Below are 24,686 nucleotides of genomic sequence, written 5' to 3'. Positions count from 1 at the left end.
CAACTAATTCCTGTAATGAAGTTTTGATTTTTGCACATAATACTTTTACCAACCGCAAGGAGGTGAACATACATGAGCGCATCCCGCAGCAGTAACCAACTAGTAGTCCCACAAGCGACAGCTGCACTTGACCAAATGAAATTTGAAGTTGCTCAAGAGCTAGGCATCGCAATTCCGCAAGACGGATACTACGGCAACATGGCTACAAAAGACGCTGGCTCCATCGGGGGTTACATTACCCGTCGCCTAGTGCAAATTGCCGAGCAATCCCTTGCTGGTCAATACAAATAATTGATTCATTAAATGTTGTATGAATAAAGGATGCTTTGGCTGGGCTCGTCCAGAAGCGACGGGCCTCCAAGGCTTCGTTGTATTTGCATATTCATTATAGATTTTATCAGAAGCTCGGGTATAAATCCTTATACTTATTATAATAGTATATGACCCGCTGTACATAGTGCCTAGTCTCGCCAAAAGGTATTTCCTTCACCGAGTCTATTGTGCCGTCCCACAAACCAGAGTCAAGCCACTTCCTTACATTGCCTGGTCCTGCGTTGTATGCGGCTATGGCAGCGATCTTATTATGATCAAATTGTTGATCCAGCGATTTCAAATACCACGCGCCAACCTCAATGCTGACATCTGCTCGATGCCTAAGCATATCCTCCGTTACTTCTGTAAAACCCGCCTTTTGAATAACCCAATCAGCCGTATCAGGCATAATTTGCATCAATCCCAAAGCGCCCTTTCTCGATTCCTGGCCTGTCCGATAGTTTGTTTCACTGCGAATGATCGCAGCTACCAAATGCGGCTCCACACCATAATTAGCAGCACTCGCACGAATATCATCCTTGAAATGAACCGGATACATCATAGTTGCCAGCCAATCCGATTTGAGAAACAAAATCGTTATGAGACCCAGCAGCAATACAAGCAGAATTCTTTTCTTAAGGAGCACTCTCATGGCAAACACTTGCTTTTCCAAAATTGTTCAACCTGACGCTCCGTCTCTGCAAGCGTTCCGCTATTGTCGATGACCCAATCCGCTTTTTCGCGCTTCTGCTCGATATCCATCTGAAGTGCAACCCGGCGGCGGGCTTCTTCCTCGGTCAAATGATTTCTTTCCATTAAACGCGCTTGCTGCACCTCAGCCGGTACGTAGACAACCATGATCCCATCGTACAAATGCTCCTGCTTGGTTTCATACAAAAGCGGTATATCCGCTATGACTAATTGCTCCGGAAACTGCTCCATATACGTATGTATGCGCTGCTGCATTCTCTGGCGTATAGCCGGGTGGGTGATCGCTTCTAGCTTTGCCAGCGAGGCTTTATCTTGAAATACGATCTCGCCGAGCGCTTTGCGGTCAAGAGATCCGTCTGCCGCAAGGACAGCTTGTCCGAACGTAGAGGCGATTGCCTCTAATGCTGACTCTCCGGGAAGGACAACCTCCCTTGCAACTTGATCGGCATCGACCAGCAGCGCACCGCGCTCCACGAGCATTTTAGCGATTGTGCTTTTGCCGCTGGCAATACCGCCGGTTAATCCGATTTTCATCCATATCACCTCAAATTATAACAACTTCATGATTCCCATCATGATTAATAATATGCCTGGCAGCAAAGATAATGTTTGCATGCCTCTCCAAGCGGAGAAACGAAAGCCAAAGCGGATGCCGCCCACCAGAAAGATCGCGCTCGCTGCGGCAATGGTCAGAGCGGTAATCAAGGAAGGAAGACCGATCAATGCAGCTCCAAGACCTGCTCCGAATGCATCAAGCGAAAGCGCAACGCCGAGCATGACCGCTTCCGATGCTGAGATCGTTCCCGACTTATCAACGTCTGCCGCTTGCGGTGTCCGCAGGATTTGGATCACTAGTCCTAATCGCTTCAGCTCCACTATCACAACAAGCGCTGTACTTGCCATTTCTCTTGCATGCGGTTTCGACTGGCCTTCGGCCTTTTCCACGCTTCCTTGACTTGCCACCTCTGCTTCTTCGCTCGCTTCATCGTTTTGTCTTCCACGCTTTAGCTGCAGCAGCGCCCAGCCACCAATTAAGATAAGGACGCATGCGCCTATGAGACGCGCAACAAACTCGGATAGAAACCCGGTAAGCCAGCCTCCGACCTGCATCGACAAATAAATAATGAGACCGGAGCAGCAAGCAATAATAAACACCGACAATAACGGAATGCGAATTCTTCGCAAGCCATACGTCACACCAACGCCAAATCCGTCTAAACTAACGGCAAAAGCAAGAACCAACAGTGAAGCAACATGCGCGAACAATACTTTAGTCCCTCCCCGCACAGCGGCTGCCCGGCTCACACTTCATTGCTGTGAGTAGTCATCCGCCCATTGTTCGTAACACAACTATCATATGCGGGGAGTATTTGTCTGTGCTTGTCGATAAGGAATTGGCGCTAAGCCTTTAATTTGCTCGGCACGGCTAACGGCTGGCATTTGCTGCAAATATGCGTCCCTCTGCCGCCAACTGTAAATTTCTCGATAGGTCTTGCGCAAGCTGGACATGGCTCGTCTTTCTTACCATAAACGAGGAGCTGATGCTGGAACATGCCCATCTCTCCTTGACCGTTTACATAGGATTTGATCGACGATCCGCCTGCTTCAACGGCATGCGCGAGCGTTGCGCGGATCGCCTCATATAAACGCTTCCACTCAGCCGGCTTTAGCGTATTCGGCGTTCGTTCCGGATGAATTCGTGCTTGAAACAACGCTTCATCCACATAAATGTTGCCTAGTCCAACGATATGCTCTTGATTAAGCAGCAGCGGTTTGATCTTCGTCGAACGCTTCTCCAGCTTGCTGCGCAGCGCTTCAAGCGTAAAGGATGGCTCTAGCGGCTCAATGCCCAGCTTGTTTAGCGGAGGAAGCTCTAGCTCAGAACCCGCTTGGAATAGATGCATTGTGCCGAATTGGCGCACATCCTTATAACGCAGATCCGTACCATCGTCAAAATGAAAAATAACATGCGTATGCAGCTCTAGCGGCTCCTCGGAAGGAAACACGCCATAACGCCCTTCCATGCGCAGATGCGACACGAGAACAAGGCCGTCTAAAATAATTCGCAAAAACTTGCCTCGTCGCTCAACCGTTTCGATCGTATGTCCAACAAGCGCATCGGCGAACTGCTCGGGCTCTGCGGGCCTTTGTATAATACGCGGGAGTCTAACGGTTACAGACTGTATTCGTTTTCCCGCTACAAGTTCAATTAATGTTCGTCTTACCGTTTCTACCTCTGGCAATTCAGGCATTTCTCCTCACCTCAACAACCATTATACCCGAAACTGCCCGCCAGTGGGCTACTTTGCTTCATACCAATTGTCACCGAAGCTCATGTCCGCCTTGAGCGGAACATCAAGCTTGAGTGCCCCAGCCATAATCTCCGGCACTAGCGTCTTCATGAGCTCAAGCTCATCCTGAGGCACCTCGAATACGAGCTCATCATGCACTTGAAGCAGCATTCGGCTCTTCAGCTTTCGCTCGCGCAGCGCAGCATCCATATGCACCATCGCCAGCTTAATAATATCTGCCGCAGTGCCCTGAATCGGCGTGTTCATCGCAGTCCGCTCAGCAAAGGAGCGGATATTGAAGTTGGACGCTTTAATATCGTTCAGATATCGTCTCCGCTCAAGAAGCGTTGTCACATAGCCGTCGCGACGGGCATCCTTGACGACATCGTCCATAAACTTCCGCACGCCTTTAAACACCTCAAAGTATTGCTCGATAAAATGGGCAGCCTCTTTGCGCGTTATGCCAAGGTTTTGTGATAGTCCAAAGTCGCTGATGCCGTAAACGATTCCGAAGTTAACCGCCTTCGCGGAACGCCGCATGTTGGAGTCGACCTGATCGGCAGCTACGCCGAATACGTCCATCGCGGTTTTCGTATGGATGTCCATATCGTTAATGAACGCTTCCTTCAAATTCTCATCACCCGAAATATGTGCGAGTACGCGCAGCTCGATCTGTGAATAATCGGCTGCTAGAATAAACCAGCCTGGCTCTGAAGGAACAAAGGCTTTCCGAATTTGACGGCCTTCCTCCAGCCTGATCGGAATGTTCTGCAGGTTAGGGAATTGACTGCTAAGGCGTCCGGTCGCGGCAATCGTCTGACGATAGTAAGTGTGTACCTTGCCCGTTTCCTTGCGAACCTCCTTCAGCAACCCCTCTACATAAGTGGACTGCAGCTTCGAGAGCGAGCGATAATGCAAAATAAGCGGAATAATCTCATGGTAAGGAGCCAGCTCCTCCAGCACCTCTGCATCGGTCGAATAACCAGTCTTCGTCTTTTTCTTGGCGGGCAGTCCGAGCTTTTCGAACAAAACCTCACCCAGCTGCTTCGGCGAGCCAATATTGAATTCCATCCCAGCAAGCTTGTAAACGCTGCTGATAATTGTCGTGAGCTGGCGTTCCAGATTGCGTCCAAGCGCCTCAAGCTCTTCCTTCTCAACCTTAATGCCGAGATGCTCCATGCCTGCAAGAATGCGGGACAACGGCTGTTCGATGTCAAAATACAGCTTGCTCATGCTGGTGCGGTTCAGCTCTTCGGTCAATAGCGGCACTAGCTGGCGAATAGCTTCTGCCTTCAGCGCCAAGTGCCGGTAAAGCGTCTCTTTACCTGGCACCTTGAACTTCGCGCCTTTGCCATAAACGGATTCATCAGATGGCAAGGTAGACAGCCCTTGCTTCTCATTAATTCCGCTAAGCGTTTGAGTTGCTTCGGTAGGATCAAGCAAATAAGCGGCCAGCTGCACGTCGAATGCTGCCCCTTCGAAGCTGATCCCGCTCCATTTTAGCGCGAGCTCTATTTTATGCAGATCAAAACCGTACTTCGGCTTGTCCGCTTGCTCCAGCCAAGCGCGCAGCTTAGCTGTGAAAGGAGACTTTAAAGCGGAGAACGGCAGGGAAAACACCGCTTCCTCCGTAGCAATCGCCAGACCAATCAGCTCCGCTTGATGGGGGTTCTCGCCTATTGCTTCAACATACAAGCCATTTTTGTCTGTTTGCTCAAGCAGTTGAACTAGCTTATCTAGCGCATCCGCATCATTTTCCGACTCGATCACGTGAATATTGAGATCAGCAGCCGCAGCCTGAGCTTCCTCTTCCATGTCGCCCGCTTCCGCTCCCAATTGCAAGCGCTCGATCAGCGACTTGAACTCGAGCTTGCGGAACGCCTCAGCCAGCTTCAAGCCGTCATAGCCGTCGTAACGAATCTCGTCAATGTCTCGCTCGATCGGCACCTCGCGGAATATCGTTGCCAGCCTTTTGCTCAAAGTGGCGTCATCCTTGTGGTTCTCGATGTTTTCCTTCAGCTTGCCCTTCAGCTTGTCCAAATTGTCCAGCACGCCCTCGACCGATCCATGCTCGTGCAGCAGCTTAAGCGCAGTCTTCTCGCCAACGCCCGGCACACCAGGGATATTATCCGACGTATCGCCCATAAGCCCTTTTAAATCGATAATTTGCATCGGCACTAAGCCGTATTTTTCTTGTATGGCTTCAGGCGTATAAAGATCGACATCACTGACCCCTTTGCGCGTGACCGCTATGGTCACCTTGCCCGATGCAAGCTGGAGCATATCTTTATCCCCGGTGACGACGACCGTTTCGACACCCTTCTCGTCAGCCGCCTTCGTCAGCGTACCAATAATATCATCAGCCTCATAGCCGGACAGCTCGAACTGTGCGATGCTGAACGCATGCAGCAGCTCCTTAAGCACTGGGAATTGCTCCGAAAGCTCAGACGGCGTCTTCTGTCTTCCGCCTTTATATTCGGTATATCCTTCATGACGGAACGTAATTTTGCCTGCGTCAAACGCGACTAGAACATGAGTCGGATTTTCTTGCTCTAGCAGCTTCAACAGCATCGTTGTAAAACCAAATATTGCATTCGTATGCTGGCCTGCCGAATTCGTGAGCGGGGGCATGGCGAAGAACGCGCGGTAAGCTATACTATTGCCGTCAATTAGCATCCATTTTTCCATATGGAATCAACACCTTCTTTATGTAGCATTCATTCCCACAAGTATACCACAAAAAGGGCATTTCCCAAGCATCGCTGCCAAAGGAATGCCCTATCTGTTACTGAAAGTTGGACTTGAAAGCGGCTGGTCTTCCAAGCAAATACCCTTGGGCGTACGCTATGCCCATCTCGCGCACCTTGGCGAGCTCCTCTTCAAGCTCGATGCCTTCGGCGATGATCGATATGTTCATTTTGTCAGCCAGTTGAACTAATGTATTCAAAATATGCTCCTTCACCTCATCGAGATGGATATTCTGAATAATGGACCGATCAACCTTCAAATAATCAGGACGCAGCTCCACAATCGATTGCAGCGACGAATAGCCTGCTCCAACGTCATCGATTGCAATTTGATAGCCTTGGCTTCGGTAGTGCTCCAATGCCTTCTTAACGGAGCCAAAATCAGTAATCGAGCTACGCTCCGTTATTTCGAATACAACATGATGTGGAGACAGCCCATGCAGCTCCAGCAGGCTTAATGTTTTACCTGGCGAGAAGCATGGATCCTCCATAATTTGCGCTATGACGTTTATGAACAGCTTCTGCTTCTGCTTTAGCGGCCTGCAGCCCTCAATTGCCTTCTCTCTAGCCAGACGATCGAGCGGATAGTTTAGTCCCTCTTCGTCTGCAAAAAGAAACAGCTCCGTCGGCCCTGGAAACCAAGTCCGGTCTAGCGTACGCGAAAGCGCCTCGTACCCGAACACTTCCCCCTTTTGCTGCAGCGAAACGATAGGCTGATATACCGTGTAAAGATGCCTCTCTCTTATTAAACGCTCGATGGCTCGCCGCTTCAAGCTGTGCTCCATAGCACAGGCTGATTTACCGTGCAATATCGCATTTTTCATCGCATCATACCAAAGCATGCCATCCATACGCGAATCAGCTGCAACAACAGCTATCCCCGCATGCAGCTTTCCTCCTAATCTCCTCCAGCTTTGGTTGCCGAGCTCTTCCGTAAATTGACGCTCCCATTCCGTCTTATGCCTATGCGCTGCCTCAAGCAGCCAACCCTCAATAACAGACTGTCGTCCGGCAGGGAGTCGCAATTGAATGAACAAATCATCCCTCATCCAGTGCATGCCCTCATAAATCAGAGAATTTTTTAAAATAATATTCGTCTCACGTTCGGCGAATACACGCCAATGCTCCTGCAAAGAGGGGATGCTGCCGCTCTGCTTGTCAGACCCAAACTGCCAAGATAAATATATGATTCCGAGATGGTCTAAGCTCTCGTTTTCCACGTCCTTTATCTGCTCTAACTCCAGAAGTTGTCTCAATATCAATGTCGTTCCTCTCCACGAAGCATACCTTTTATATGATCCTTTATATAGACGCTGCCCTTCACTGCCTTTGCTTGCTTCTTCAGCTTTGCTGCCATTACTGGAATATCCTCGCTCGTTAACGGCACCTTGCCGTCCCAGATCATGAGCGACAGCGAGAGGGTAACGCCTTCCTGCTCGATGAGCTCGCCATGTCGATCTTCCACCGTTTTCACTTCGATGCCGCCATAGAATGGCTTTATTCCAGCATCAAATCTTTTGATCAATGCTTGACAAAGCTGCTCTCCAGCATTGGCATTCATCACCACTATGAAATCGTCCCCGCCTATATGTCCGATAAAATCGCTATCGCTGCCAATCAGGCTTTGCTTCTCGCATAATATTTCAGCTAAATAGCGGATAAGATCATCTCCTAAACCAAAACCGAAAAAATCGTTATACCATTTAAAATAGTCGAGGTCCGCATAGATGACTGCAAAGGGGGCTCCTTGTCCGATACGGCGCCGCAGCTCAAGCTGAATCTCCTCGTTTCCCGGCAAGCCAGTAAGCGGATTGGCCCCTCGAGCAGCCTTCGTTCGAAGTGTCGTTATACATTCCAAAATCGACCTGATCGAAGCCGCCCCGGCCATCTGGCCGTCCTTCGTTATGAGCACCACATCATAAAGCTGCGAAAAATCCCTAGCCATAGCAAGCTGGGATACTTGTTCAACAGGCAGCTGTTCGTCTACGATAAGCGGTTGATTGTTCATAATGCGCTCCACCGGTCTATTCCAATAAAGCGGAAGTCCAAATTGTCCGGCCAGCATTTGATGCAGCTTCTCTTTCATCAAGATGCCGATCGGCCGGCCTTGTTCGACGATTACCGCCCCTTGTGCTTTGGCATTTGAATCGAATAAATAAGCAACCTCAGATACTCTAGTCTGTCCTGAGATAATCGGAAACGGAAAGGCCAAATCTCCGATTCGCACAGTCTTTCTCTGTAGACTAGGTGAGTGAAGCAGACTTCCAGTATCGCTCGCTTCCGCTAGCTGAGGCGTTACTGCGCTATCTAGTAAGCCCGTCACTTTTGCGTGACTATGCTCAGTACTGTGTGAATCATTTAACACTCCCTGCTTCATCGCATCCAGCAGCATCCGGTAAATAACCGCTTCGGAGGATCTGCCTGTTGCTGGCGGAAACGCAGTTGAGATGCCGATGGCGGCCTCAAGCTCATTGTCAACGTTATGCTCGATCTCACTTTTGACCCATGCCTTTCGCAGCTCCTCAGATAACCGCTTCACCGCTTTTTCGGTAATCGTGTCGATCGGCTCATCCCGCTTCTTGCGATAAAACAAATAAAAATAATCCCACTCCAGCCGATGACGCCAAAAAATTCTCCGCTCCCCGCTTTCCCATAGCTGCAATGCCGATTCAGAAGCCGCATTCCCTACTCGGAAGCGGACATAAATAACGCTGATGCCGCCATCATGCCAGCGCTCTTTAATGCTGCGGATCATATCTCGATTGAATAAACCAACCCCAACCTCATCCATCCGAATCCCCTCGATCAACCATTGTCTATTTCAGTTGCAATAAGAATGACTTTAACAGTCATTTGTGATTGGAGATGCATAAAAGAGTAAACTTTAGGTAAAATTCAACAATTCATCAGCGCTTTTGACCTATATACGCAAAAAAACCGTCAAAGCATCACCGCTTCGACGGTCTTTATGTATCATTCGTTAAACTTATACATTCAAATCCGGTCTGTTGCCTGTAACGAGGTAAACGACGCTCTCACCGATGTTCGTTGCATGATCGCCGAATCTTTCCAGGTAACGCCCAACGAAGCTAAGCAGTGACGCTTGCGTAATGTTGCGAGGATTTTCCAACATTAGCGAATATAGCTCACGAGTAATCTGTCCGAAAAGAGCATCGACTTGATCATCGTCCTTCGCCATTTTGTAAGCCAAGTCCACATTCTCTTGAATAAACGATTGAATCGCTTCGTAGGTCATCAGTTGAACGATTTCTGCCATCCGCGGCAAATCGATCAATGGTTTAATGAGCTCCTGACCCTCTAAACGCAAGACGACCTTCGCAATATCGACCGAATTATCTCCCATCCGCTCCAAATCGCTTGCGATTTTGAATGCGGACAAAATACGGCGCAAATCTTTGGCAACCGGCTGCTGTGTCGCGATAAGCTTCGATCCGATTTCCGTAATTTTTTCTTCCATTTGGTTCAACGTTGGATCATTCGCAATAACTTGCTTCGCACGGTTAGTATCAACCGCCTTTAATGCTTCTATCGATTCAGAGAGCGCCTTTTCAACAAAGGTACCCATATCGATAAGCAGGTTATGAAGATGCTCAAGTCCTTGATCAAACTCTTTACGCGTGGTCATCACAACAACATTCCTCCTATAGGTTCATGAGACAAGCCCAGGCCTGTAAAAACAGGCTCCTTCAATTAGCTCGCGAGGCTTAGCCGAAGCGTCCGCTAATATAATCTTCCGTGCGCTGATCCGTTGGATTGGAGAAGAGCTTCTCCGTATCCGAATACTCAATGACCTCGCCATTTAAGAAAAACACGGTTTGGTTGGATACACGGGCTGCCTGATGCATGTTGTGAGTAACCATTACAATTGTGTACTTATCCTTCAGCTCTTGAGCAAGCTCTTCAATTTTCAGCGTAGAAATCGGGTCTAGTGCTGATGTTGCTTCATCCATTAGCAAAATATTCGGATTCACAGCAAGCGCACGCGCGATACATAGACGCTGCTGTTGACCACCGGATAAACCAAATGCAGAACGCTTCAAATGATCTTTTACCTCATCCCACAATACGGCAGATTTCAAGCTCGTTTCTACAATTTCATCAAGTTCTCGCTTGCTGGTAATACCATGCAGACGCGGTCCGTATGCTACATTGTCATAAATGGATTTAGGGAATGGGTTAGGCTGTTGGAACACCATACCTACTTTTTTGCGGAGCGTCTCGACATCTACTTCATTCGAATAAATTTCTGTACCGCCGATTGCAATGCCGCCCTCGATCCGAGTACCTGGAATCATATCATTCATGCGGTTCAGCGTACGCAGCAGCGTCGACTTTCCGCAGCCTGATGGTCCGATGAATGCCGTGATCGCTTTCTCCGGTATCGTTAGTGATACATCCTTTAAAGCGTGGAAAGCGCCGTAAAACAAATTCAGTTTGTTAATATTAATAAGTGCTTCCATATCGTTCTCCTCCTAATTGTGTTCACTGCTTACTAATCTCTTTAAACGTTTTTTTGGTACTTGTTGCGAAGCAGAATAGCTGAGAAGTTCATTAGCAATAGCAGTGCGAGTAAAACGATAATACCGCTGGCAGCAAGCTCCTTGAACTCAAGCTGAGGCTTAGACAACCAGTTGTACACTTGAATCGGAATAACGGTAAACGAATCCTTGAGACCATTTGGCAAAAATGCGACGTAGGTCAATGCACCGATCATAACGAGCGGCGCTGTCTCTCCAATTGCCCGCGACATCGCTAGAATGACGCCGGTTAATACGCCGGGAAGCGCAGATGGCATAACCGAACGGGCTACGGTTTGCCATTTGGTCGCGCCAAGCGCGAACGAGGCATCGCGGCGAGATTTGGGAACCGCGCGGATAGCCTCCTGTGCAGAGACGATAATAATCGGAAGCACAAGCAGCGTCATCGTCAACGCACCGGCAATGAGACTGCGGTCGAGCGCTAGTAATCGGACGAACAAGGTTAATCCCAAAATACCGTATACGATAGACGGAACACCCGCCAGCGTACTGATATTAAGCTGAATTATCCGAGTAATGCGGCCCTTCTTCGCATATTCCTCCAAATAAATTGCTGCTCCGACACCAAAGATAAAGGAAATCGGCGCCATGAGAAGCAGCATATAAATCGTGCCGACGAGCGCTGACTTCATACCGGAACCTTCCGCTTTGCGCGACGGGAAGTTCGTGAATAAGTCAGGCTGCAGCCGGGAAATGCCATCAATTAAAATATCTACGATTAACGCGCATAGCGCGAGAACGCCGATTGAGGTAGCTGCGACGAACAGAATATGCAGCATCCAATCCGTCTTCCGTCGATTAGCGATTTGTTTTCGGTTCGCGTCTTGAAATATGTTCATCTTAGTACTCCTCTCTGAATTTTCTTGCGATGTACTGGGCAAGAATATTGAGCAGGAACGTAATGACGAACAGCGTCATGCCGACCGCGAAGATCGATCCATACTCAATCGTTCCGTGCGGCGTATCTCCAAGGCTGACCTGAACGATATAAGCGGTCATCGTCTGGATACTATCGAGCGGGTTAACAGTCATATTAGGCGTGGAGCCTGCAGCAACCGTAACGATCATCGTCTCGCCGATTGCGCGGGAGAATGCGAGCACGGCCGAAGCCACAATACCGGAGAAGGCAGCGGGCACGACGATTTTCAAAGCAACCTCGAATCTTGTTGCGCCAAGCGCGTAAGCACCGTCGCGTAAGGTGCGAGGCACCGACGACATGGCATCCTCGCTTAGCGAGCAAACCATCGGAATAATCATAATGCCGACTACGATACCAGCACTTAGTGCATTGAACACGCCAGCGCTGTGGAAAATGCTTTGGATAAACGGAGTAACAAGGCTAAGCGCGAAGTATCCGTAAACGATGGTTGGAACTCCTGCAAGTACCTCAAGAATAGGTTTAATGATTTTGCGAACCCGCTTTGGCGCATATTCGGATAAGTATATGGCACTTGCCAAGCCTAATGGAATAGCAACTAGGCAGGCAATAAACGTAATCATAAGCGTACCTGACAAGAGAGGTAGAACGCCGTAGCTCTTTGGAGGGATTAACGGTGACCATTTTGTCCCAAACAGGAAATCAAAAATCGGTATTTTCTGAAAAAACTGATACGTTTCTGAGATGAGTGTTATGACAATCCCTATTGTTGTAAGAACGGAAACAGATGCACATAGAAACAATAGGACTGGCATCAATTTATTCATGATGCTAACTCGTTTATTTTTAAAGTTATATAATTCCTTGCTTGCTGTTTGAGCCTTGCTGGCCGATTGCAGCCCTTGCGTTGGCATTGCGGCGTCCTCCTTCTTACCTTTACAATTCATTTACATATGATTCGTGAAAAATGTGATGTCCCGCAAGACACCACATTTTATCATCCAGCAGTTAGGCTGCTTATTGAATTTTTGCAGCTTCCGTAGCGTATTGCTCATCAGGAAGAGATACATATCCAACTTCACCAGCTAATGCTCCAATGTTGTTGATATAATATTTCGCGAATTCTTTCACTTCTGGACGCTCAAGCTCTTTGTTGCTTACATAGATGAAGAGCGGACGGGACAATGGCGCGTAGCTGCCGTCTTTGATTGTGTCATAAGTTGGAGTGATTGCGCCTTTGCCGCCATCAACTGGAACAACTTTCAATTTGTCTTGGTTCTCTTCGAAATAAGCAAAACCGAAGTAACCAATACCGTATTTGCTGCCTGCTACGCCTTGAACTAGCGCATTGTCATCTTCGGAGAAGCTGATCATTGATTCATCATTGCGGATACCTGCTTTATCAAGAATAGCTTCGTTAAAATAGTCATAAGTTCCGGAATCTGCACCTGGCGAGAATATGATGATCGGTTCTGCAGGGAATGTATCGCGAACATCTTTCCACGTTTTAACTGTGCTGCCTGTTACGAAAATTTTGTTAAGCTCTTCAACAGTCAAGTGATCGATGAAGTCATTCTCTTTGCTTACGACTACAGACAAACCGTCAAATGCTACTGTAAGCTCTGTGTATTCAATGCCAGCTGTTTTACAAGCTGCAGCTTCTTCTTCTTTGATTGGACGGGAAGCATCTGCGATTGCGATCTCGCCTGCGCAAAATTGCTTGAAGCCGCCGCCAGTACCAGATACGCCTACTGGAACACGTACGTCAGTGTGCTCTTTGTTAAACTCCTCAGCAGCTGCTTCTGTAAGCGGGAACACTGTGCTTGAACCATCAATTTTAATTTCGCCTGACAATTTTGCAGTTTCCTCAGTTGGAGCGTTTGTAGCTGCGTTATTTGTAGTACCTGTATTTGCCGTTCCATTATTTCCGCCATTTGCATTGTTACCGCAAGCAGCTGCGAATACGAGTCCCGCCACCATCGACAACATCAAGATCCCCTTAAAGCTTTTTTTCTTTAACAAATCTATCACTCCTCTTTTCATATCTGCTCAGGTTGGCCCTGTGTCTCTTATACTAATGCTCGTTTGTAAACCTCGTATTCTGTTTTTGTAAACTCCATGTTAAAAGTATGATTGCTGCAATTTTTTCATTTCGTCGGCAACATGAATGGATTGTAAATGCGCCTGTTCGGACAAAGATCCTATCTGCTTCGCGCTGTTTCGGTTGTTCGCTGCCGCTTGGAACAAACGATTAAACGCCTCGACAGCCTCATTGACATGGGCTTCGCTAGCTGTGGTCTCAGAGCGGCCAGCATGCGCAAGCGCAGTCGTTTGCGAGATGGAATGAACGATCGTCTTCGTTAAAGTCGTAATTTCGTTCGCGAATTGTTTCGTTTGACCAGCCAGCTTCATCACTTCGCCTGCTACTACGGCAAAGCCGCGACCATGCTCTCCTGCACGCGCTGCTTCAATAGAAGCATTTAGAGCAAGCAGATTGCTTTGCTCCGCCAGCTCCTTGATTAATTGAGATACTTTGCTGATGGAGCCGGCCTCCGCTTGCAGCTCGTTCATCCGATTCTCCTGCATCTGCGAATTCCCCGCGATCGCTTCAAAGGCCATCATTACTTTATCAAGCTCGTTCTTCCCAGTCAGCGTCAAATCTACCATCTCTACCGACATGGTTTCTCCCTGCAAGGACGACTCCAGAACACTATTAACAGCTTGTTCAATTTCATTTACACGCAGCTCTGCCGAGCGTATCGTTCTCATCTGAACATCAATGGCTTCCTGCTGCAGCAATCTGGAAAGCTTGAGCATATCGGATACAGTCAAAATGCCTGCGAGCCGGCCATTAAACGTTACAATGACACAATCGTAAAGCACGCTTTCATGACGGCTTAATGCGCTGTCAATAAGCTGCTGCGGCGCAAAATGCAAATCGACCAGCAAAGGGTTTGCATCCATAAGCTTCGAGATCGGCTTGTCGTCAAACAAATCTGCGCTAAAGCGATGCCCCAGCTTCAAGAAAAAACGATTCCGCATCATCAGACCGATAGGAGCCCCTTGCTCCCCAATCACGACAACGCATTCGCATTCTGGATGCTTTTTGAAGACAGAAATGGTTTCCCGGCATGTTTGGTCCGCTGTAACCGTCGGTGTCTGACGCAAAAAATGTTGAAGACTCGCCTTCTGAACGGCATTTGATGCCGCGTGCTCTAGAGCTGGCGCCGCCTCAATCTTGCTTTGTTCTTGCTCGACTAATGCAGCTGCAACTGCACCTTCATTAGCTGCAACTTCTTCTGCAGCTTCTGCATCTATAACTACTTCAACTATTTGTTCCAACTCTTCTCCGTTAAGCGGTGCGTTCGGATCAGTACTTTCAATCTTCTGGTTTGCCGAGTGTTTTTCTTTGTCAAGAACAGTAGCTGTCACTCACCCTCACCCTTCCTACTATTTCCTCTTGCAATTACTATAGGTAGAAAGCATCAACAGGAATAAGCAGAAATGTTATCGCAATGTTAAATTCGACATTTATCTTCTTTTATTCGACATTTTTTTCTTTTTCGTATAAATCCAGACAAATTTCTATACTTAAGAGAGAGACAGCCTTTTAAATAGGCACAAAAAAAGCTGTGCGCAGCGTACATGATCTTGTACGTTTCACACAGCTATTTATTGAATGAAAACTTAATTCGAATCGCGCTTGAGAATACGGCAGCTATATCCTGCCAAATCCAAGCCAGCGGCAACAGCATCGCCTGTTAACAAATCGGAATAGCTCCGTCCATCAAGGTTAACCGAAACCTCATTTGCACTAAAGTTGGATACGAATACATAATCGTTTTTGCCGTCTGTCCGGAGCTGCGCGGTTACGCTATCAGGCAATTCCGAATCGAGTACTCGTTTGATGCCCTCTTGCTTCACGATGCTTGAGAGAAAATCGTTTGTAAATACAGCATCATTGCGTGAAGCGATGTAATAAGCTTTGCCCGCACCCAATTGATTAACCGTTAATGCTGGCCTGCCAGCGTAGAAATCTTCCCCATACACCGCAAGCGCCTCCGCTCCTTCAAGATGGATGAGATCACAAAGCTCTCGCGCTGTATACTCGCCGCTTAAGCCTAGTGCATTTCCGTCCTTCATGACGACGCGATTCGAATCATGATCATGCAGTGAATCGATTTCCTCGGACCATATGCCAAGCGTCTTCCGAAGCGGTCCCGGGAAGCCGGTCAGGAAGCATAAGTCGTTCTCGTCTACGATGCCCGTCCAATAGGTCGCCACGAATATGCCGCCATTTTCCACGAATCGCTCAATCCGCTCGCCGACGCCTGGCCGAACCATATACAGCATTGGGGCAACAAGCAGCTTGTAGCATTCATAATCGCATTCCGAATCAATAATATCGACTGGCACGCCAAGATCCCAGAACGGGCGATAGTGGCGCTTCGCCGTTTCTTCATAATGCAAGCCGCTATTGCGAGGGCCCTGCGAATCCTTTACTGCCCAGCGGTTCTCCCAATCAAAGATAAGCGCAACCTCCGGCTTCACCGTTGTGCCAACTACCTCGGTCAGCTTCTCAAGCGTCGCGCCAAGCTCAGCAACATCGCGGAACACGCGCGTATGCTCATGGCCAACATGGTCGACTACCGCGCCATGAAGCTTCTCGCTCGAGCCTCTGCTCTTGCGCCACTGGAAGTATTGCACCGTATCCGAGCCATGCGCGACCGCTTGAAGCGAGGACAGCATATGCATGCCGGGTCGCTTCACCTTGCTGATCGGCTGCCAGTTCGTCATGCTTGGCGTGCTTTCCATCAGCATGAACGGCTTGCCGCGGCCAAGCGAACGGAATACATCATGATTGAAGCCGATCCAAGCAGCTAGCTCGCTGTCGTCTCCGCCTTTGTCATGCCAGGTTGGGTATGCGTCCCATGAAATGACATCAAGCAGCTCGGTAAATTTCCAATAGTTAAGCGGCTCGAAATCAAGCATGAAGTTTGTCGTGATCGGAAGCCCGGAATTTGCAGCGCGCAGCGGATCAATTTCATGCCTGCAGAAATCAACCGTCTGGTCGGTCACGAATCTTCTCCAGTCTACATTTTGACCGTGAACCGCTTTCTCGCCGCGGCTGGTTGGGGATTCGATTTGACTCCAATCCGTATACGTATGGCTCCAAAACGTCGTCCACCAAGCATCGTTAAGCGCTTCGATCGTTCCGTATTTATTTTTCAGCCAGCCGCGGAAAGCCTCTTCGCAATACGAGCAGTGGCATTCACCGCCGTACTCATTCGAAATATGCCAGCCAATGACCGCTGGGTGATCGGAATACCGCTCAGCAAGCTTCGCATTCATGATCGATACCTTCTCGCGATATACCGGCGATGAGAAGCAATGATTATGGCGAGCGCCATGCAAGTTGCGGATGCCGTTTGGTGCAACGCGCAGCACCTCGGGATATTTTTGAGACATCCATACGGGACGCGCTCCGCTTGGAGTTGCCAGCAAAGCATAGATGCCGTTAGCAGCAAATTTATCCAGCAGCGTATCAAGCCAATCGAACGTAAATACACCTTCCTCGGGTTCAATAGCCATCCATGCAAAAATGCCGACCGACATGACATTGCAATGCGCAAGCTTCATCAGCCGGATATCTTCCTCCAGCACCTTAGGATATTTCTGCCATTGATCCGGATTATAATCTGCACCATGCAGCATTTGCGGTATTTTGGGACTTATAGGGGCAAATTTCATATTCGATTCAGCAACCTCCAGTTTAGTCTTGATTGTACTTATCTTTGGATATACTATAATGATATTCATATTATATCTCGTACATCGATCCAACTATATAATAGTATTTTCGCATCACTTTCAAAATATGAACCTGGGGGCTGCTATTATCGACACGATGGTTTTTCCGACTTTGACAGAGACGGACACGACACTTCCGGTTTACCTCACCAGCATCGGGCATTGGAGCAATCAAGAGCCGATCGACCGCCCAAACGGCTACCCCCATTTTCAGTGGCTGCAGGTGATAGCTGGATCAGGCGAGCTCCGTGTCGGCAATCAGATCATGACTGTTCGTGCCGGTCAAGGCTTCTGCCTTTTTCCAAACGAACAGCATGCCTACTATTCTATTCAGGAGCCTTGGGAAATCATTTGGATGAGCTTTCGAGGGGACTTGTCCGACAAGCTGTTCAGGCAAGCAGGAATTACACAATCTGGTGTCTATTCTACTGCTGATCATGATATGATTGTTACCCATATGAAAAATATTTCCGCGATGACACAGTCCGGGCGCTCCTTTCTCGGACTCGAATGCTCGAAGCTTGTTTACATGTTTCTGCTCGATTTGATGAAAGTTATTCTTGTAAGCTCTCACTCGGTGGAGCAAAATTATTTAAAGCTTCAGCCTGTGCTTCTATATATTGAAGCGCATTACAGCGAGCTGATCGCAATAAAGGATCTTGCAGGCTGTATTGACGTAACGCCGCAGTATTTATGCTTGTTGTTCAAGAAGGCGCTGAAAATGCGGCCTATGGAGTATGTGAACCGGGAGCGCGTCAATCGGAGCAAGGAACTTATGTTCCGCGAGAGTGATATCAAAATGCACGAGATCGCATATCGCGTCGGCTTCGATTCACCCAGCTATTTCAGCTCTGTTTTTAAGCGGCATGAAGGCTTAAGCCCCGAGCAATTCAAAAAAATACACGGCATTCGTTAGCAGAACGTCGCGACCGGTAATAGGCGTCCTAGCATTTTTCACTAATGGGGCTAATGTTTTTTTGCCGGTTGCCGAGTGTTGTTCGGCTGGCTGCCAAGGGGAGCTTTAAGCACACGTTGGTGCTTAAAGACGCCAACTGAGGTTGCTTTTGGTGCTGTAAGAACAGATATGCGCTTATAGAGAGCTATCACATGTTTCTCAAAAATGTAGGAGGTTTAAATACGACTATGTCCGATAAAGAACTGATTTTTAGCGAGATTGACCAATACGCCGAGGATTTCCGTTCCATATCACTCGCCATTGGCAGCAGGCCGGAGCTTGGCCATCAGGAGTTTTTCGCATCCGAGCTGCTTTGCAGCGAGCTGTTGAAATACGGCTTCGAGGTGGAACGCGGCATCCTTAACATTGAAACATCCTTCATCGCTGTCTACGATACCGGCAAGTCAGGACCGACAGTCGGCTTGTTATGCGAATATGATGCATTGCCGGAAATCGGACACGCTTGCGGGCATCATCTTATCTGCTCGATGAGCGTTGCCGCAGCGGTCGGACTAAAAGCCGCACTCAAAGGCAGCGGCATCGGCGGGAAAATCCGCATCTATGGCACGCCTGCCGAGGAAACGCGCGGCGCTAAAGTTCCAATGGCCGCTGCCGGCTTATTCGATGATTGCGATTTTGCGCTAATGGCGCATCCCTACCATACCTTCGAGCAATCTGGAGAATCACTGGCGATTGATGCGATCCAATTTGAATTTCATGGCATAGCCGCACATGCTGCAGCGAGCCCCCATGAAGGCATTAACGCGCTTGATGCGGTGCTCCAGCTATTTAACAGCATCAATGCGCTTCGCCAGCAGACTCGCAGCGATGCGCGTATTCACGGAATAATCGACAATGGCGGAAAGGCGCCTAATATCATTCCGGACTATGCATCGGCAAAATTTTATATTCGTTCGTCAACACGCACCTACTTGGAGGAGCTGTCCGCCAAGATGATGCGATGTGCGGAAGGGGCAGCCTTGCAAACAGGCTGTACACTCACAACCAACGCATTCGAGTTCTCCTATGACGAGCTTATTACGAACGAAGCGTTATCCGAGCAGTTCAATGCCAATCTCATTGACGCGGGTATCCGTCCGGAGCAGATCGAGATCGGCAAGGATCACGGCTCGCTTGATTTAGGCAACGTCTCCGTTCGCTGCCCGGCTATCCATCCTTTCGTCAAGGTTGTCCAGGATCGGCTGCTGCTTCATACGGAGGCGTTCCGTGATGCTGCAATGGAAGATTATGCACTCGAAGGCATGATCTTCGGGGCCAAAATGCTCGCCGCCACAGCATTCGACGTATTTGCAGATCCTGCCCTGCTCGCCCGCATTCGCTCCGAATTCGAGCTGCAAATGAAGAGCAGGCAATGACACTGACTTCGCTCGAATAAGGAGGGCTGGCCAACGTGAATAAATCCATCATCAATAGCCACGAGATTACTCAAATCTGTTTGTTAGCCGGCAAAATCATTTTGCAAAACGGCGGCGAAACCTATCGCGTCGAGGATACGATGGTGCGAATTGCGGCTGCCTACGGCATTGAGAATTCACATAGCTTCGTAACGCCGACCGGCATTATTTTCGCTATCGATGGTTCATCCCAAATGACGAAGCTGATTCGGATCTCCGAACGCTCGACTAACTTGCTCAAAGTGTCGTTAGTCAACGACATTTCCAGAAAAATAAGCACGGGCAGCCTTGCAGCAGGCGATGCGCATCGGCTCCTTCAAGAAATAGACTCAAATGCCTTCATCTATCCGGCATGGCTAAAAATGTTGGCTGCTGCAATAGCTAGCGGCTGCTTTCTCATCATGTTTCAGGGCAGCTGGCGCGACTTTATCCCAGTCATGCTGATCGGCGGCATCGGCTTCGGATTTCTGGTGCAGCTGCACCGAATCGTGCCCATCAAATTTTTCTCGGAATTTATAACCGCCCTCCTCATCGGTACGCTGTCTGTTCTCTTCGTTAATAATGGGCTTGGGGTTGACTTGGACAAAATCATCATCGGATCGGTCATGCCTCTCGTACCTGGCTTGCATATTACGGCTGCAGTCAGGGATCTGATGGCCGGGCATCTTGTATCGGGGCTGTCGAAGGGGGCGGAAGCATTTCTTACCGCATTCGCCGTAGGCGCGGGCATCGCCGCAGTGCTGTCTTTTTACTAATGAGATAATCGGAGGTGCATCACGTTGATGATGCTGGAACAGCTATTCACGAGCTTCATCGCCTCAGCGGCTTTCGGCCTCATCTTCAACGTACCGAGGCGAACGCTTCTGCACTGCGGCGCTGTAGGTATGATCGGCTGGATCATCTATGTTTCCTGTACACAGCTTGCAATGGACGTCATACCGGCAACGCTTATTGCCGCATTTGTTGTAACCGTGATCAGCCAGCTTTTCTCTAAGCTATACAAAACGCCAATTATCGTCTTTAGCGTTTCGGGCATAATCCCTTTAGTACCGGGCGGACTTGCGTATGATGCAATGAGGAACGTCGTTGAAGATAATTATGATATTGCGGTACAGCTTGCTGTCAAAGCTTTTATGATTTCAGGAGCCATTGCAATTGGACTTGTATTCTCAGAGGTTATTAATCAGATCATACGGAAGACCGAGCGCTAACGAAATGTGGATTTATACATCCGCTGCTAGGGAGGAGGATAATCAAGCATGCATCAGATCGTAGCGCCTGACGGAACAATCAACGAAGAGAAAATATGGCGGAGAGAGCCGCTTTACAAGGGGATGAACGGAAGCTGCATCGAAAGGATCTACATCACGCCTTCCGATACGCTAATCTTCAAGCCGCTCACGAATAATGAGCAATTAGGCAAGGAAGTATGGGCATATGAGCATATAATGCCGACCCTTCCGTCTATCTATCCGCAAATGCTTGCCTACTCCTCGGCTATTGATTCCGCATCCCATTGGATCCTGTTCGAAGACTTAGGACCATTGAAGCATACTTTCGACGAGGATACGGCAGTTGATTTAATTTCATACATAGCTTACTGGCATTCGCTTCCGGTCAGCCACTTGCTGCAAGCCCCGCTTCGCGGTCCAAAGCCCAAAGGTAAAGCTATACTTGCAGAGCTGCTGAATTGTGGGATTCAACCCTCTGAACTCGCGGCCCAGTGGCCAAGTCTGCCAATCCCTTTACTCGAGTCCTTATTTACCCTGCTTCGGCAAGAAAGCTTCGCAGCGGATGATCTTGTGCTCTCGCACGGCGATTTTGCATCTTGGCAATTATGCTAAAGTGGAAGGACAACTCAAAGTACTTGACTGGGAGCATGCACATCTGAACAGCCGCTATTGGGATTTGTATCATGTTATCGATCTCTCTCATCCCACTTTTCCGAAAGAGATGACAACAGCTGTACGCGAACGTTTGCTGGACCGTTACCTGCTGCTGATCGTGCAGCAAGGCAACGTTACACACGCACTCGATTTCAAAAGAGGCTATTATTTATTTTCATGCCTTTTCTCGTTGTGGATGATGAAGCTTGTCGCAAGCGATATTCAAGCAAACAAAGGTACATGGCCAATCAATCATTTGAAGCAGCAGCTTGAAGAGACGACGGTGAGCCTCCAGCAATGTGCGAGAAGCTTACTTGTTTAATCCGCGCCAATTTTTCGGATCGCATACCTTGCGCGCAAACTTTCTGCCATTGTGAAAATCTGCTCTGAGGTCGGCATCACCAGCTTCTCCTCCGCTTCTTTCATGCCGGGCTCCGTCTGCTGGGAGATGATGATTTGTTTGATTGCATTTGCAAAAGCCCGTCCAGCGCTAGGCCCGAGATTCGTCAACTGCTCCAAGCTAGCCGTGCTTTCATCAGCCACCAATGGATAGTCGCTCTTGCTATTCCACCCCGCTCTATCGTAGAAGGAGCGTACGAAGCTTGCCCGCTCCTGACCTGAGCCCTCCGCTACAACAAAAGCTTGCACAATGAAGGCATGTGTCTGCCGCCGCTGCGCGATCCCGCAAAACTTAAAGCCGCCAATGCTCAAATCAAATTCACCCGGGCAATACGCTCCCTGGATTTCGCCCTTATCCACTTGGCAGCCTGTCTCCTTCAAGGCGTGCCGAATCAGGCCAAACATCCTCTCGAAATCATCATGAAAATGAAACCAATCTACACGAGGCTTTGGCATAATAAGCGAAATATTAATGACTCCAAGGTCAAGAGGTACAGCGGCTCCGCCCGAATTGCGGACAGCTGTCGACCACCCCTCCGCTTGGAGCAATCGCTCTGCTTCCGCAGCACCAGGCAGCCGGCTATCTTTGAGGCCCATAACAAAGCCTCTCGGATGACGCCAAATATGGCAAATTGCAGGCCCGCCTTGACCCGTTCTTCTGCAAAGCAGTTCATCAAGCGCAAACGGATGCAACACGTCCAGCTCACCAATCTCATTCAACCGATCCAGCAGCAATACATTATCAAGTCCTAAAGCTTTTATCGAATCCCATTCCATTCGTCTTCTTCCAACCTCTCCTGCGAATCATTCCGAGTACTTGCTCCAACATCTATTTTACCGATAAACGAGCATTAACGCATCTTCTATCGCTATTTAACACAAAATACGAAAGGGGAATGGGACAATCCCGTTTATATGCTTCCACCTTATTGCTAATGATCTGCGCTTTCACTACAATAAGGATATTGTCATGCAGCGCCAAGGGGGAAGCAATAAAATGGAAGCCTTTAATGAAAAAGTCGCATACGAGAACCCATTGCTTTCGCTGCGCATCTTTCAAACCGAGCGCAATCTTGATGGATTTACGAACTGGCATTATCATAAGCAGCTTGAGCTTTTGCTCATTCTAGACGGTAATCTGGACATTTACGTAGATGAGGAATGTTTCCATCTTGCGTCAGGGGATGTAGTGTTAATCGGAGCCTCTGAGCTTCATCGCGATCGCAGCCTCAACACGCTCGATTATATCGTGCTCCAATTTGATCTTGAGCCTTTTTTCGATCAGAGCACGATTCCTTATATGCGTTATTTCGCAGAGACGCAGCTGCCGCTGAGTAAAGCGAATTACATTTTCGAGGAAAATAACGCCGTTAAGCTGCAAACCGCGTCATGCATACAGCAGATTTTGAATGAAGCAACCCGCAAGGAAACCGGCTACGAGCTCGCAGTCAGCATTCTCATCAGGCAAATATTGCTGCTCTTGCTTCGTCATGACACGCGCAAGGTGTTGATCGAGCAGGATAATTTTGACCGCATTCGCCTGAAGCCCGTGCTTGATTATATTGAGAACCATTTGACCGATCGGATTCAAGTGGAAGAGGTATGCAAAATCGCCAATATGAGCTATTACTATTTCGTCAAATATTTTAAGAAGACGATTGGCTTATCGTTTACGGAATATGTGAACTATCGCAAAGTAAAATGGGCGGAGCGGATACTGCTGACGAAGGATTTAAGCATTTCGGAGGTTGGCGAGCGAATTGGGATGCCGAATATGGCCCATTTTTATAAAATGTTCAAAAAATACAACGACTGCTCGCCGAAGCAATTTCAGCGCAAAATGCTCGTGTGGAATCGGCAATAGCTTATCCGCATATTAAAAAAAGCTCGTCCGCCCTATAACTTCGGGGTAACGAGCTTTTTTGGCATAACGAGTTTGTAGCCTACGCCGCGAATGGATTCGATTTGGACCGATTGCTGCCCAAGCTCCAGCTTTTTTCTCAGCGAGCTCACATGAACATCAACCGTACGCTGGCCGCCGATATAATCGAAGCCCCATACGACGTTCATCAGATCATCCCGCGTAATGACCATCCCCGGGCGCTGTACAAGATAAAGCAAAACTTCGAATTCCTTCGGTCTAAGCGGAATGGCTTCTCCGTTTAATATAACCTCATACTTCTCTGGATAAATCGACAGGTCACCGGCTGTTATAACCTTCTCCGTCGATTCAATCGGCTTGCTGTCATCCAGCTGCGTTCGGCGCAGCACCGCAGATACGCGTGCAAGCAGCTCGGCAACGCCAAATGGCTTTGTAATATAATCGTCAGCGCCATGCTTCAAACCTTGCACGACCTCTTCCTCTGCATTGCGAGCTGTCAAAATAATGACTGGCGTTCTGACACCGTTCTGCCGAAGTCGGTTCAATATTTCGAAACCGTTCATCCCTGGCAGCATGATGTCGAGAATAACCAAATCGAAATTGCGCTGCAATGCGGCTTGCAAGCCTTCCCCGCCATGATCGATAACGGTCGTTTCGTAGCCCTCTTGGGTCAAGTTGTACGACAATAGTCTTGCTAATGTCGGTTCGTCTTCAATGACGAGCACTTTGTGCGACATGTTACCTCCATTCCAACCTAGCGAATAGCAGCGTTATGCACGCTGCAGTCCACGTATTTATAGCTTAGCTTTTAAAGCTAGTTTATCATGGTTTCGTAAAGAAT

Annotated in this window: 24 protein-coding genes; 8 read left to right on the top strand and 16 right to left on the bottom strand. The window is 48.5% G+C overall.

Annotation, left to right across the window (positions count from 1 at the left end; all coding sequences use genetic code 11):
* The first annotated feature begins 72 nt into the window (after positions 1-72).
* Positions 73-291, top strand: a complete 219-nt coding sequence (locus AC2TDN_RS11400; protein ID WP_169085206.1) for an alpha/beta-type small acid-soluble spore protein — start codon at positions 73-75, stop codon at positions 289-291.
* Between the two features lie 106 nt (positions 292-397).
* On the opposite strand, the gene AC2TDN_RS11395 is transcribed toward AC2TDN_RS11400, so the two are convergent.
* The 14 genes from AC2TDN_RS11395 to AC2TDN_RS11330 all read right to left on the bottom strand — a co-directional run bounded on the left by AC2TDN_RS11395 (position 398) and on the right by AC2TDN_RS11330 (position 17,248).
* Positions 398-964: a lytic transglycosylase domain-containing protein gene (locus tag AC2TDN_RS11395; RefSeq protein WP_482068148.1), complete on the bottom strand. Its 567-nt coding sequence runs from the start codon at positions 962-964 to the stop codon at positions 398-400.
* The gene (gene coaE / locus AC2TDN_RS11390; RefSeq protein ID WP_484688066.1) at positions 961-1,557 is read right to left on the bottom strand and encodes a dephospho-CoA kinase; all 597 of its coding nucleotides are present in this window, start codon (positions 1,555-1,557) and stop codon (positions 961-963) included. Before coaE ends, AC2TDN_RS11395 begins: the two co-directional genes overlap by 4 nt.
* A gap of 15 nt (positions 1,558-1,572) precedes the next feature.
* Positions 1,573-2,289, bottom strand: a complete 717-nt coding sequence (locus tag AC2TDN_RS11385; protein WP_484688065.1) for an MntP/YtaF family protein — start codon at positions 2,287-2,289, stop codon at positions 1,573-1,575.
* Positions 2,290-2,423: 134 nt separating this feature from the next.
* Positions 2,424-3,275 (bottom strand): DNA-formamidopyrimidine glycosylase, encoded by an 852-nt coding sequence (gene mutM / locus AC2TDN_RS11380; RefSeq protein WP_484688064.1) that lies wholly within the window; start codon positions 3,273-3,275, stop codon positions 2,424-2,426.
* Positions 3,276-3,323: 48 nt separating this feature from the next.
* Complete coding sequence (gene polA / locus AC2TDN_RS11375; protein WP_484688063.1) at positions 3,324-6,002, bottom strand: DNA polymerase I; 2,679 nt, start codon at positions 6,000-6,002, stop codon at positions 3,324-3,326.
* Between the two features lie 97 nt (positions 6,003-6,099).
* Entirely contained in the window at positions 6,100-7,323 is a 1,224-nt protein-coding gene (locus AC2TDN_RS11370) for an EAL domain-containing protein (protein ID WP_484688062.1), read from the bottom strand.
* Positions 7,320-8,852 carry a GGDEF domain-containing protein gene (locus tag AC2TDN_RS11365; protein WP_484688061.1) on the bottom strand — a complete coding sequence of 511 codons (1,533 nt, stop codon included), beginning with the start codon at positions 8,850-8,852 and terminating at the stop codon, positions 7,320-7,322. The genes AC2TDN_RS11370 and AC2TDN_RS11365 overlap by 4 nt, the downstream gene beginning before the upstream one ends.
* A gap of 195 nt (positions 8,853-9,047) precedes the next feature.
* Positions 9,048-9,707 carry a phosphate signaling complex protein PhoU gene (gene phoU / locus AC2TDN_RS11360; protein ID WP_482068147.1) on the bottom strand — a complete coding sequence of 220 codons (660 nt, stop codon included), beginning with the start codon at positions 9,705-9,707 and terminating at the stop codon, positions 9,048-9,050.
* A gap of 79 nt (positions 9,708-9,786) precedes the next feature.
* A complete protein-coding gene (gene pstB / locus AC2TDN_RS11355) occupies positions 9,787-10,542 on the bottom strand; it encodes a phosphate ABC transporter ATP-binding protein PstB (RefSeq protein ID WP_482068129.1) in 756 nt (251 codons plus the stop codon).
* Between the two features lie 41 nt (positions 10,543-10,583).
* Positions 10,584-11,459 carry a phosphate ABC transporter permease PstA gene (gene pstA / locus AC2TDN_RS11350; RefSeq protein ID WP_482068128.1) on the bottom strand — a complete coding sequence of 292 codons (876 nt, stop codon included), beginning with the start codon at positions 11,457-11,459 and terminating at the stop codon, positions 10,584-10,586.
* A gap of 1 nt (position 11,460) precedes the next feature.
* Positions 11,461-12,324, bottom strand: coding sequence for a phosphate ABC transporter permease subunit PstC (gene pstC, locus AC2TDN_RS11345; protein WP_484688092.1), 864 nt, complete (start codon positions 12,322-12,324; stop codon positions 11,461-11,463).
* 190 nt (positions 12,325-12,514) lie between these two features.
* Positions 12,515-13,519, bottom strand: a complete 1,005-nt coding sequence (locus AC2TDN_RS11340) for a PstS family phosphate ABC transporter substrate-binding protein (RefSeq protein ID WP_484688060.1) — start codon at positions 13,517-13,519, stop codon at positions 12,515-12,517.
* 99 nt (positions 13,520-13,618) lie between these two features.
* Positions 13,619-14,929 (bottom strand): methyl-accepting chemotaxis protein, encoded by a 1,311-nt coding sequence (locus AC2TDN_RS11335; protein ID WP_484688059.1) that lies wholly within the window; start codon positions 14,927-14,929, stop codon positions 13,619-13,621.
* A gap of 255 nt (positions 14,930-15,184) precedes the next feature.
* A complete protein-coding gene (locus tag AC2TDN_RS11330) occupies positions 15,185-17,248 on the bottom strand; it encodes a beta-galactosidase (protein WP_484688091.1) in 2,064 nt (687 codons plus the stop codon).
* Between the two features lie 58 nt (positions 17,249-17,306).
* On the opposite strand from AC2TDN_RS11330, the gene AC2TDN_RS11325 reads away from it, so the two are divergent.
* The 6 genes from AC2TDN_RS11325 (at position 17,307) to AC2TDN_RS11300 (ending at position 21,886) form a co-directional block, all read left to right on the top strand.
* Positions 17,307-18,224, top strand: a complete 918-nt coding sequence (locus AC2TDN_RS11325; RefSeq protein ID WP_484688058.1) for an AraC family transcriptional regulator — start codon at positions 17,307-17,309, stop codon at positions 18,222-18,224.
* 227 nt (positions 18,225-18,451) lie between these two features.
* Positions 18,452-19,639: a M20 family metallopeptidase gene (locus AC2TDN_RS11320; protein WP_484688057.1), complete on the top strand. Its 1,188-nt coding sequence runs from the start codon at positions 18,452-18,454 to the stop codon at positions 19,637-19,639.
* A 35-nt stretch (positions 19,640-19,674) separates the two neighbouring features.
* Complete coding sequence (locus tag AC2TDN_RS11315; RefSeq protein ID WP_484688056.1) at positions 19,675-20,433, top strand: threonine/serine exporter family protein; 759 nt, start codon at positions 19,675-19,677, stop codon at positions 20,431-20,433.
* Between the two features lie 27 nt (positions 20,434-20,460).
* Positions 20,461-20,889 carry a threonine/serine exporter family protein gene (locus AC2TDN_RS11310; protein WP_484688090.1) on the top strand — a complete coding sequence of 143 codons (429 nt, stop codon included), beginning with the start codon at positions 20,461-20,463 and terminating at the stop codon, positions 20,887-20,889.
* A gap of 48 nt (positions 20,890-20,937) precedes the next feature.
* Positions 20,938-21,522: a hypothetical protein gene (locus AC2TDN_RS11305; protein ID WP_484688055.1), complete on the top strand. Its 585-nt coding sequence runs from the start codon at positions 20,938-20,940 to the stop codon at positions 21,520-21,522.
* Positions 21,473-21,886: a hypothetical protein gene (locus AC2TDN_RS11300; protein WP_484688054.1), complete on the top strand. Its 414-nt coding sequence runs from the start codon at positions 21,473-21,475 to the stop codon at positions 21,884-21,886. Before AC2TDN_RS11305 ends, AC2TDN_RS11300 begins: the two co-directional genes overlap by 50 nt.
* On the opposite strand, the gene AC2TDN_RS11295 is transcribed toward AC2TDN_RS11300, so the two are convergent.
* Entirely contained in the window at positions 21,883-22,740 is an 858-nt protein-coding gene (locus AC2TDN_RS11295; RefSeq protein WP_484688053.1) for a lipoate--protein ligase family protein, read from the bottom strand. The two genes, AC2TDN_RS11300 and AC2TDN_RS11295, sit on opposite strands and share 4 nt — an antisense overlap.
* Before the next feature lie 220 nt (positions 22,741-22,960).
* Here AC2TDN_RS11295 and AC2TDN_RS11290 point away from each other — a divergent pair, with 220 nt between their 5' ends.
* Positions 22,961-23,827: an AraC family transcriptional regulator gene (locus tag AC2TDN_RS11290; protein WP_484688052.1), complete on the top strand. Its 867-nt coding sequence runs from the start codon at positions 22,961-22,963 to the stop codon at positions 23,825-23,827.
* A 32-nt stretch (positions 23,828-23,859) separates the two neighbouring features.
* Here AC2TDN_RS11290 and AC2TDN_RS11285 read toward each other — a convergent pair whose 3' ends face one another.
* A complete protein-coding gene (locus AC2TDN_RS11285) occupies positions 23,860-24,582 on the bottom strand; it encodes a response regulator transcription factor (RefSeq protein WP_482068119.1) in 723 nt (240 codons plus the stop codon).
* Positions 24,583-24,686: the final 104 nt, after the last annotated feature.

The organism is Paenibacillus sp. Y660 (genome assembly GCF_057221575.1).
The sequence above is the reverse complement of the archived record's forward strand: the minus strand, read 5'-3'. Positions and strand labels throughout refer to the sequence as shown.

What these genes read in the sequence shown, in the direction of transcription:
- phoU (WP_482068147.1), bottom strand. Translation starts at nt 9,707, where the DNA reads ATGACCACGCGTAAAGAGTTTGATCAAGGACTTGAGCATCTTCATAAC.
- AC2TDN_RS11325 (WP_484688058.1), top strand. Translation starts at nt 17,307, where the DNA reads ATGATATTCATATTATATCTCGTACATCGATCCAACTATATAATAGTA.
- AC2TDN_RS11400 (WP_169085206.1), top strand. Translation starts at nt 73, where the DNA reads ATGAGCGCATCCCGCAGCAGTAACCAACTAGTAGTCCCACAAGCGACA.
- AC2TDN_RS11395 (WP_482068148.1), bottom strand. Translation starts at nt 964, where the DNA reads ATGAGAGTGCTCCTTAAGAAAAGAATTCTGCTTGTATTGCTGCTGGGT.
- AC2TDN_RS11330 (WP_484688091.1), bottom strand. Translation starts at nt 17,248, where the DNA reads ATGAAATTTGCCCCTATAAGTCCCAAAATACCGCAAATGCTGCATGGT.
- AC2TDN_RS11365 (WP_484688061.1), bottom strand. Translation starts at nt 8,852, where the DNA reads ATGGATGAGGTTGGGGTTGGTTTATTCAATCGAGATATGATCCGCAGC.
- AC2TDN_RS11295 (WP_484688053.1), bottom strand. Translation starts at nt 22,740, where the DNA reads ATGGAATGGGATTCGATAAAAGCTTTAGGACTTGATAATGTATTGCTG.
- pstA (WP_482068128.1), bottom strand. Translation starts at nt 11,459, where the DNA reads ATGAACATATTTCAAGACGCGAACCGAAAACAAATCGCTAATCGACGG.
- pstC (WP_484688092.1), bottom strand. Translation starts at nt 12,324, where the DNA reads ATGAATAAATTGATGCCAGTCCTATTGTTTCTATGTGCATCTGTTTCC.
- mutM (WP_484688064.1), bottom strand. Translation starts at nt 3,275, where the DNA reads ATGCCTGAATTGCCAGAGGTAGAAACGGTAAGACGAACATTAATTGAA.
- AC2TDN_RS11310 (WP_484688090.1), top strand. Translation starts at nt 20,461, where the DNA reads ATGATGCTGGAACAGCTATTCACGAGCTTCATCGCCTCAGCGGCTTTC.
- coaE (WP_484688066.1), bottom strand. Translation starts at nt 1,557, where the DNA reads ATGAAAATCGGATTAACCGGCGGTATTGCCAGCGGCAAAAGCACAATC.
- AC2TDN_RS11320 (WP_484688057.1), top strand. Translation starts at nt 18,452, where the DNA reads ATGTCCGATAAAGAACTGATTTTTAGCGAGATTGACCAATACGCCGAG.
- pstB (WP_482068129.1), bottom strand. Translation starts at nt 10,542, where the DNA reads ATGGAAGCACTTATTAATATTAACAAACTGAATTTGTTTTACGGCGCT.
- AC2TDN_RS11285 (WP_482068119.1), bottom strand. Translation starts at nt 24,582, where the DNA reads ATGTCGCACAAAGTGCTCGTCATTGAAGACGAACCGACATTAGCAAGA.
- AC2TDN_RS11305 (WP_484688055.1), top strand. Translation starts at nt 20,938, where the DNA reads ATGCATCAGATCGTAGCGCCTGACGGAACAATCAACGAAGAGAAAATA.
- polA (WP_484688063.1), bottom strand. Translation starts at nt 6,002, where the DNA reads ATGGAAAAATGGATGCTAATTGACGGCAATAGTATAGCTTACCGCGCG.
- AC2TDN_RS11300 (WP_484688054.1), top strand. Translation starts at nt 21,473, where the DNA reads ATGATCTTGTGCTCTCGCACGGCGATTTTGCATCTTGGCAATTATGCT.
- AC2TDN_RS11290 (WP_484688052.1), top strand. Translation starts at nt 22,961, where the DNA reads ATGGAAGCCTTTAATGAAAAAGTCGCATACGAGAACCCATTGCTTTCG.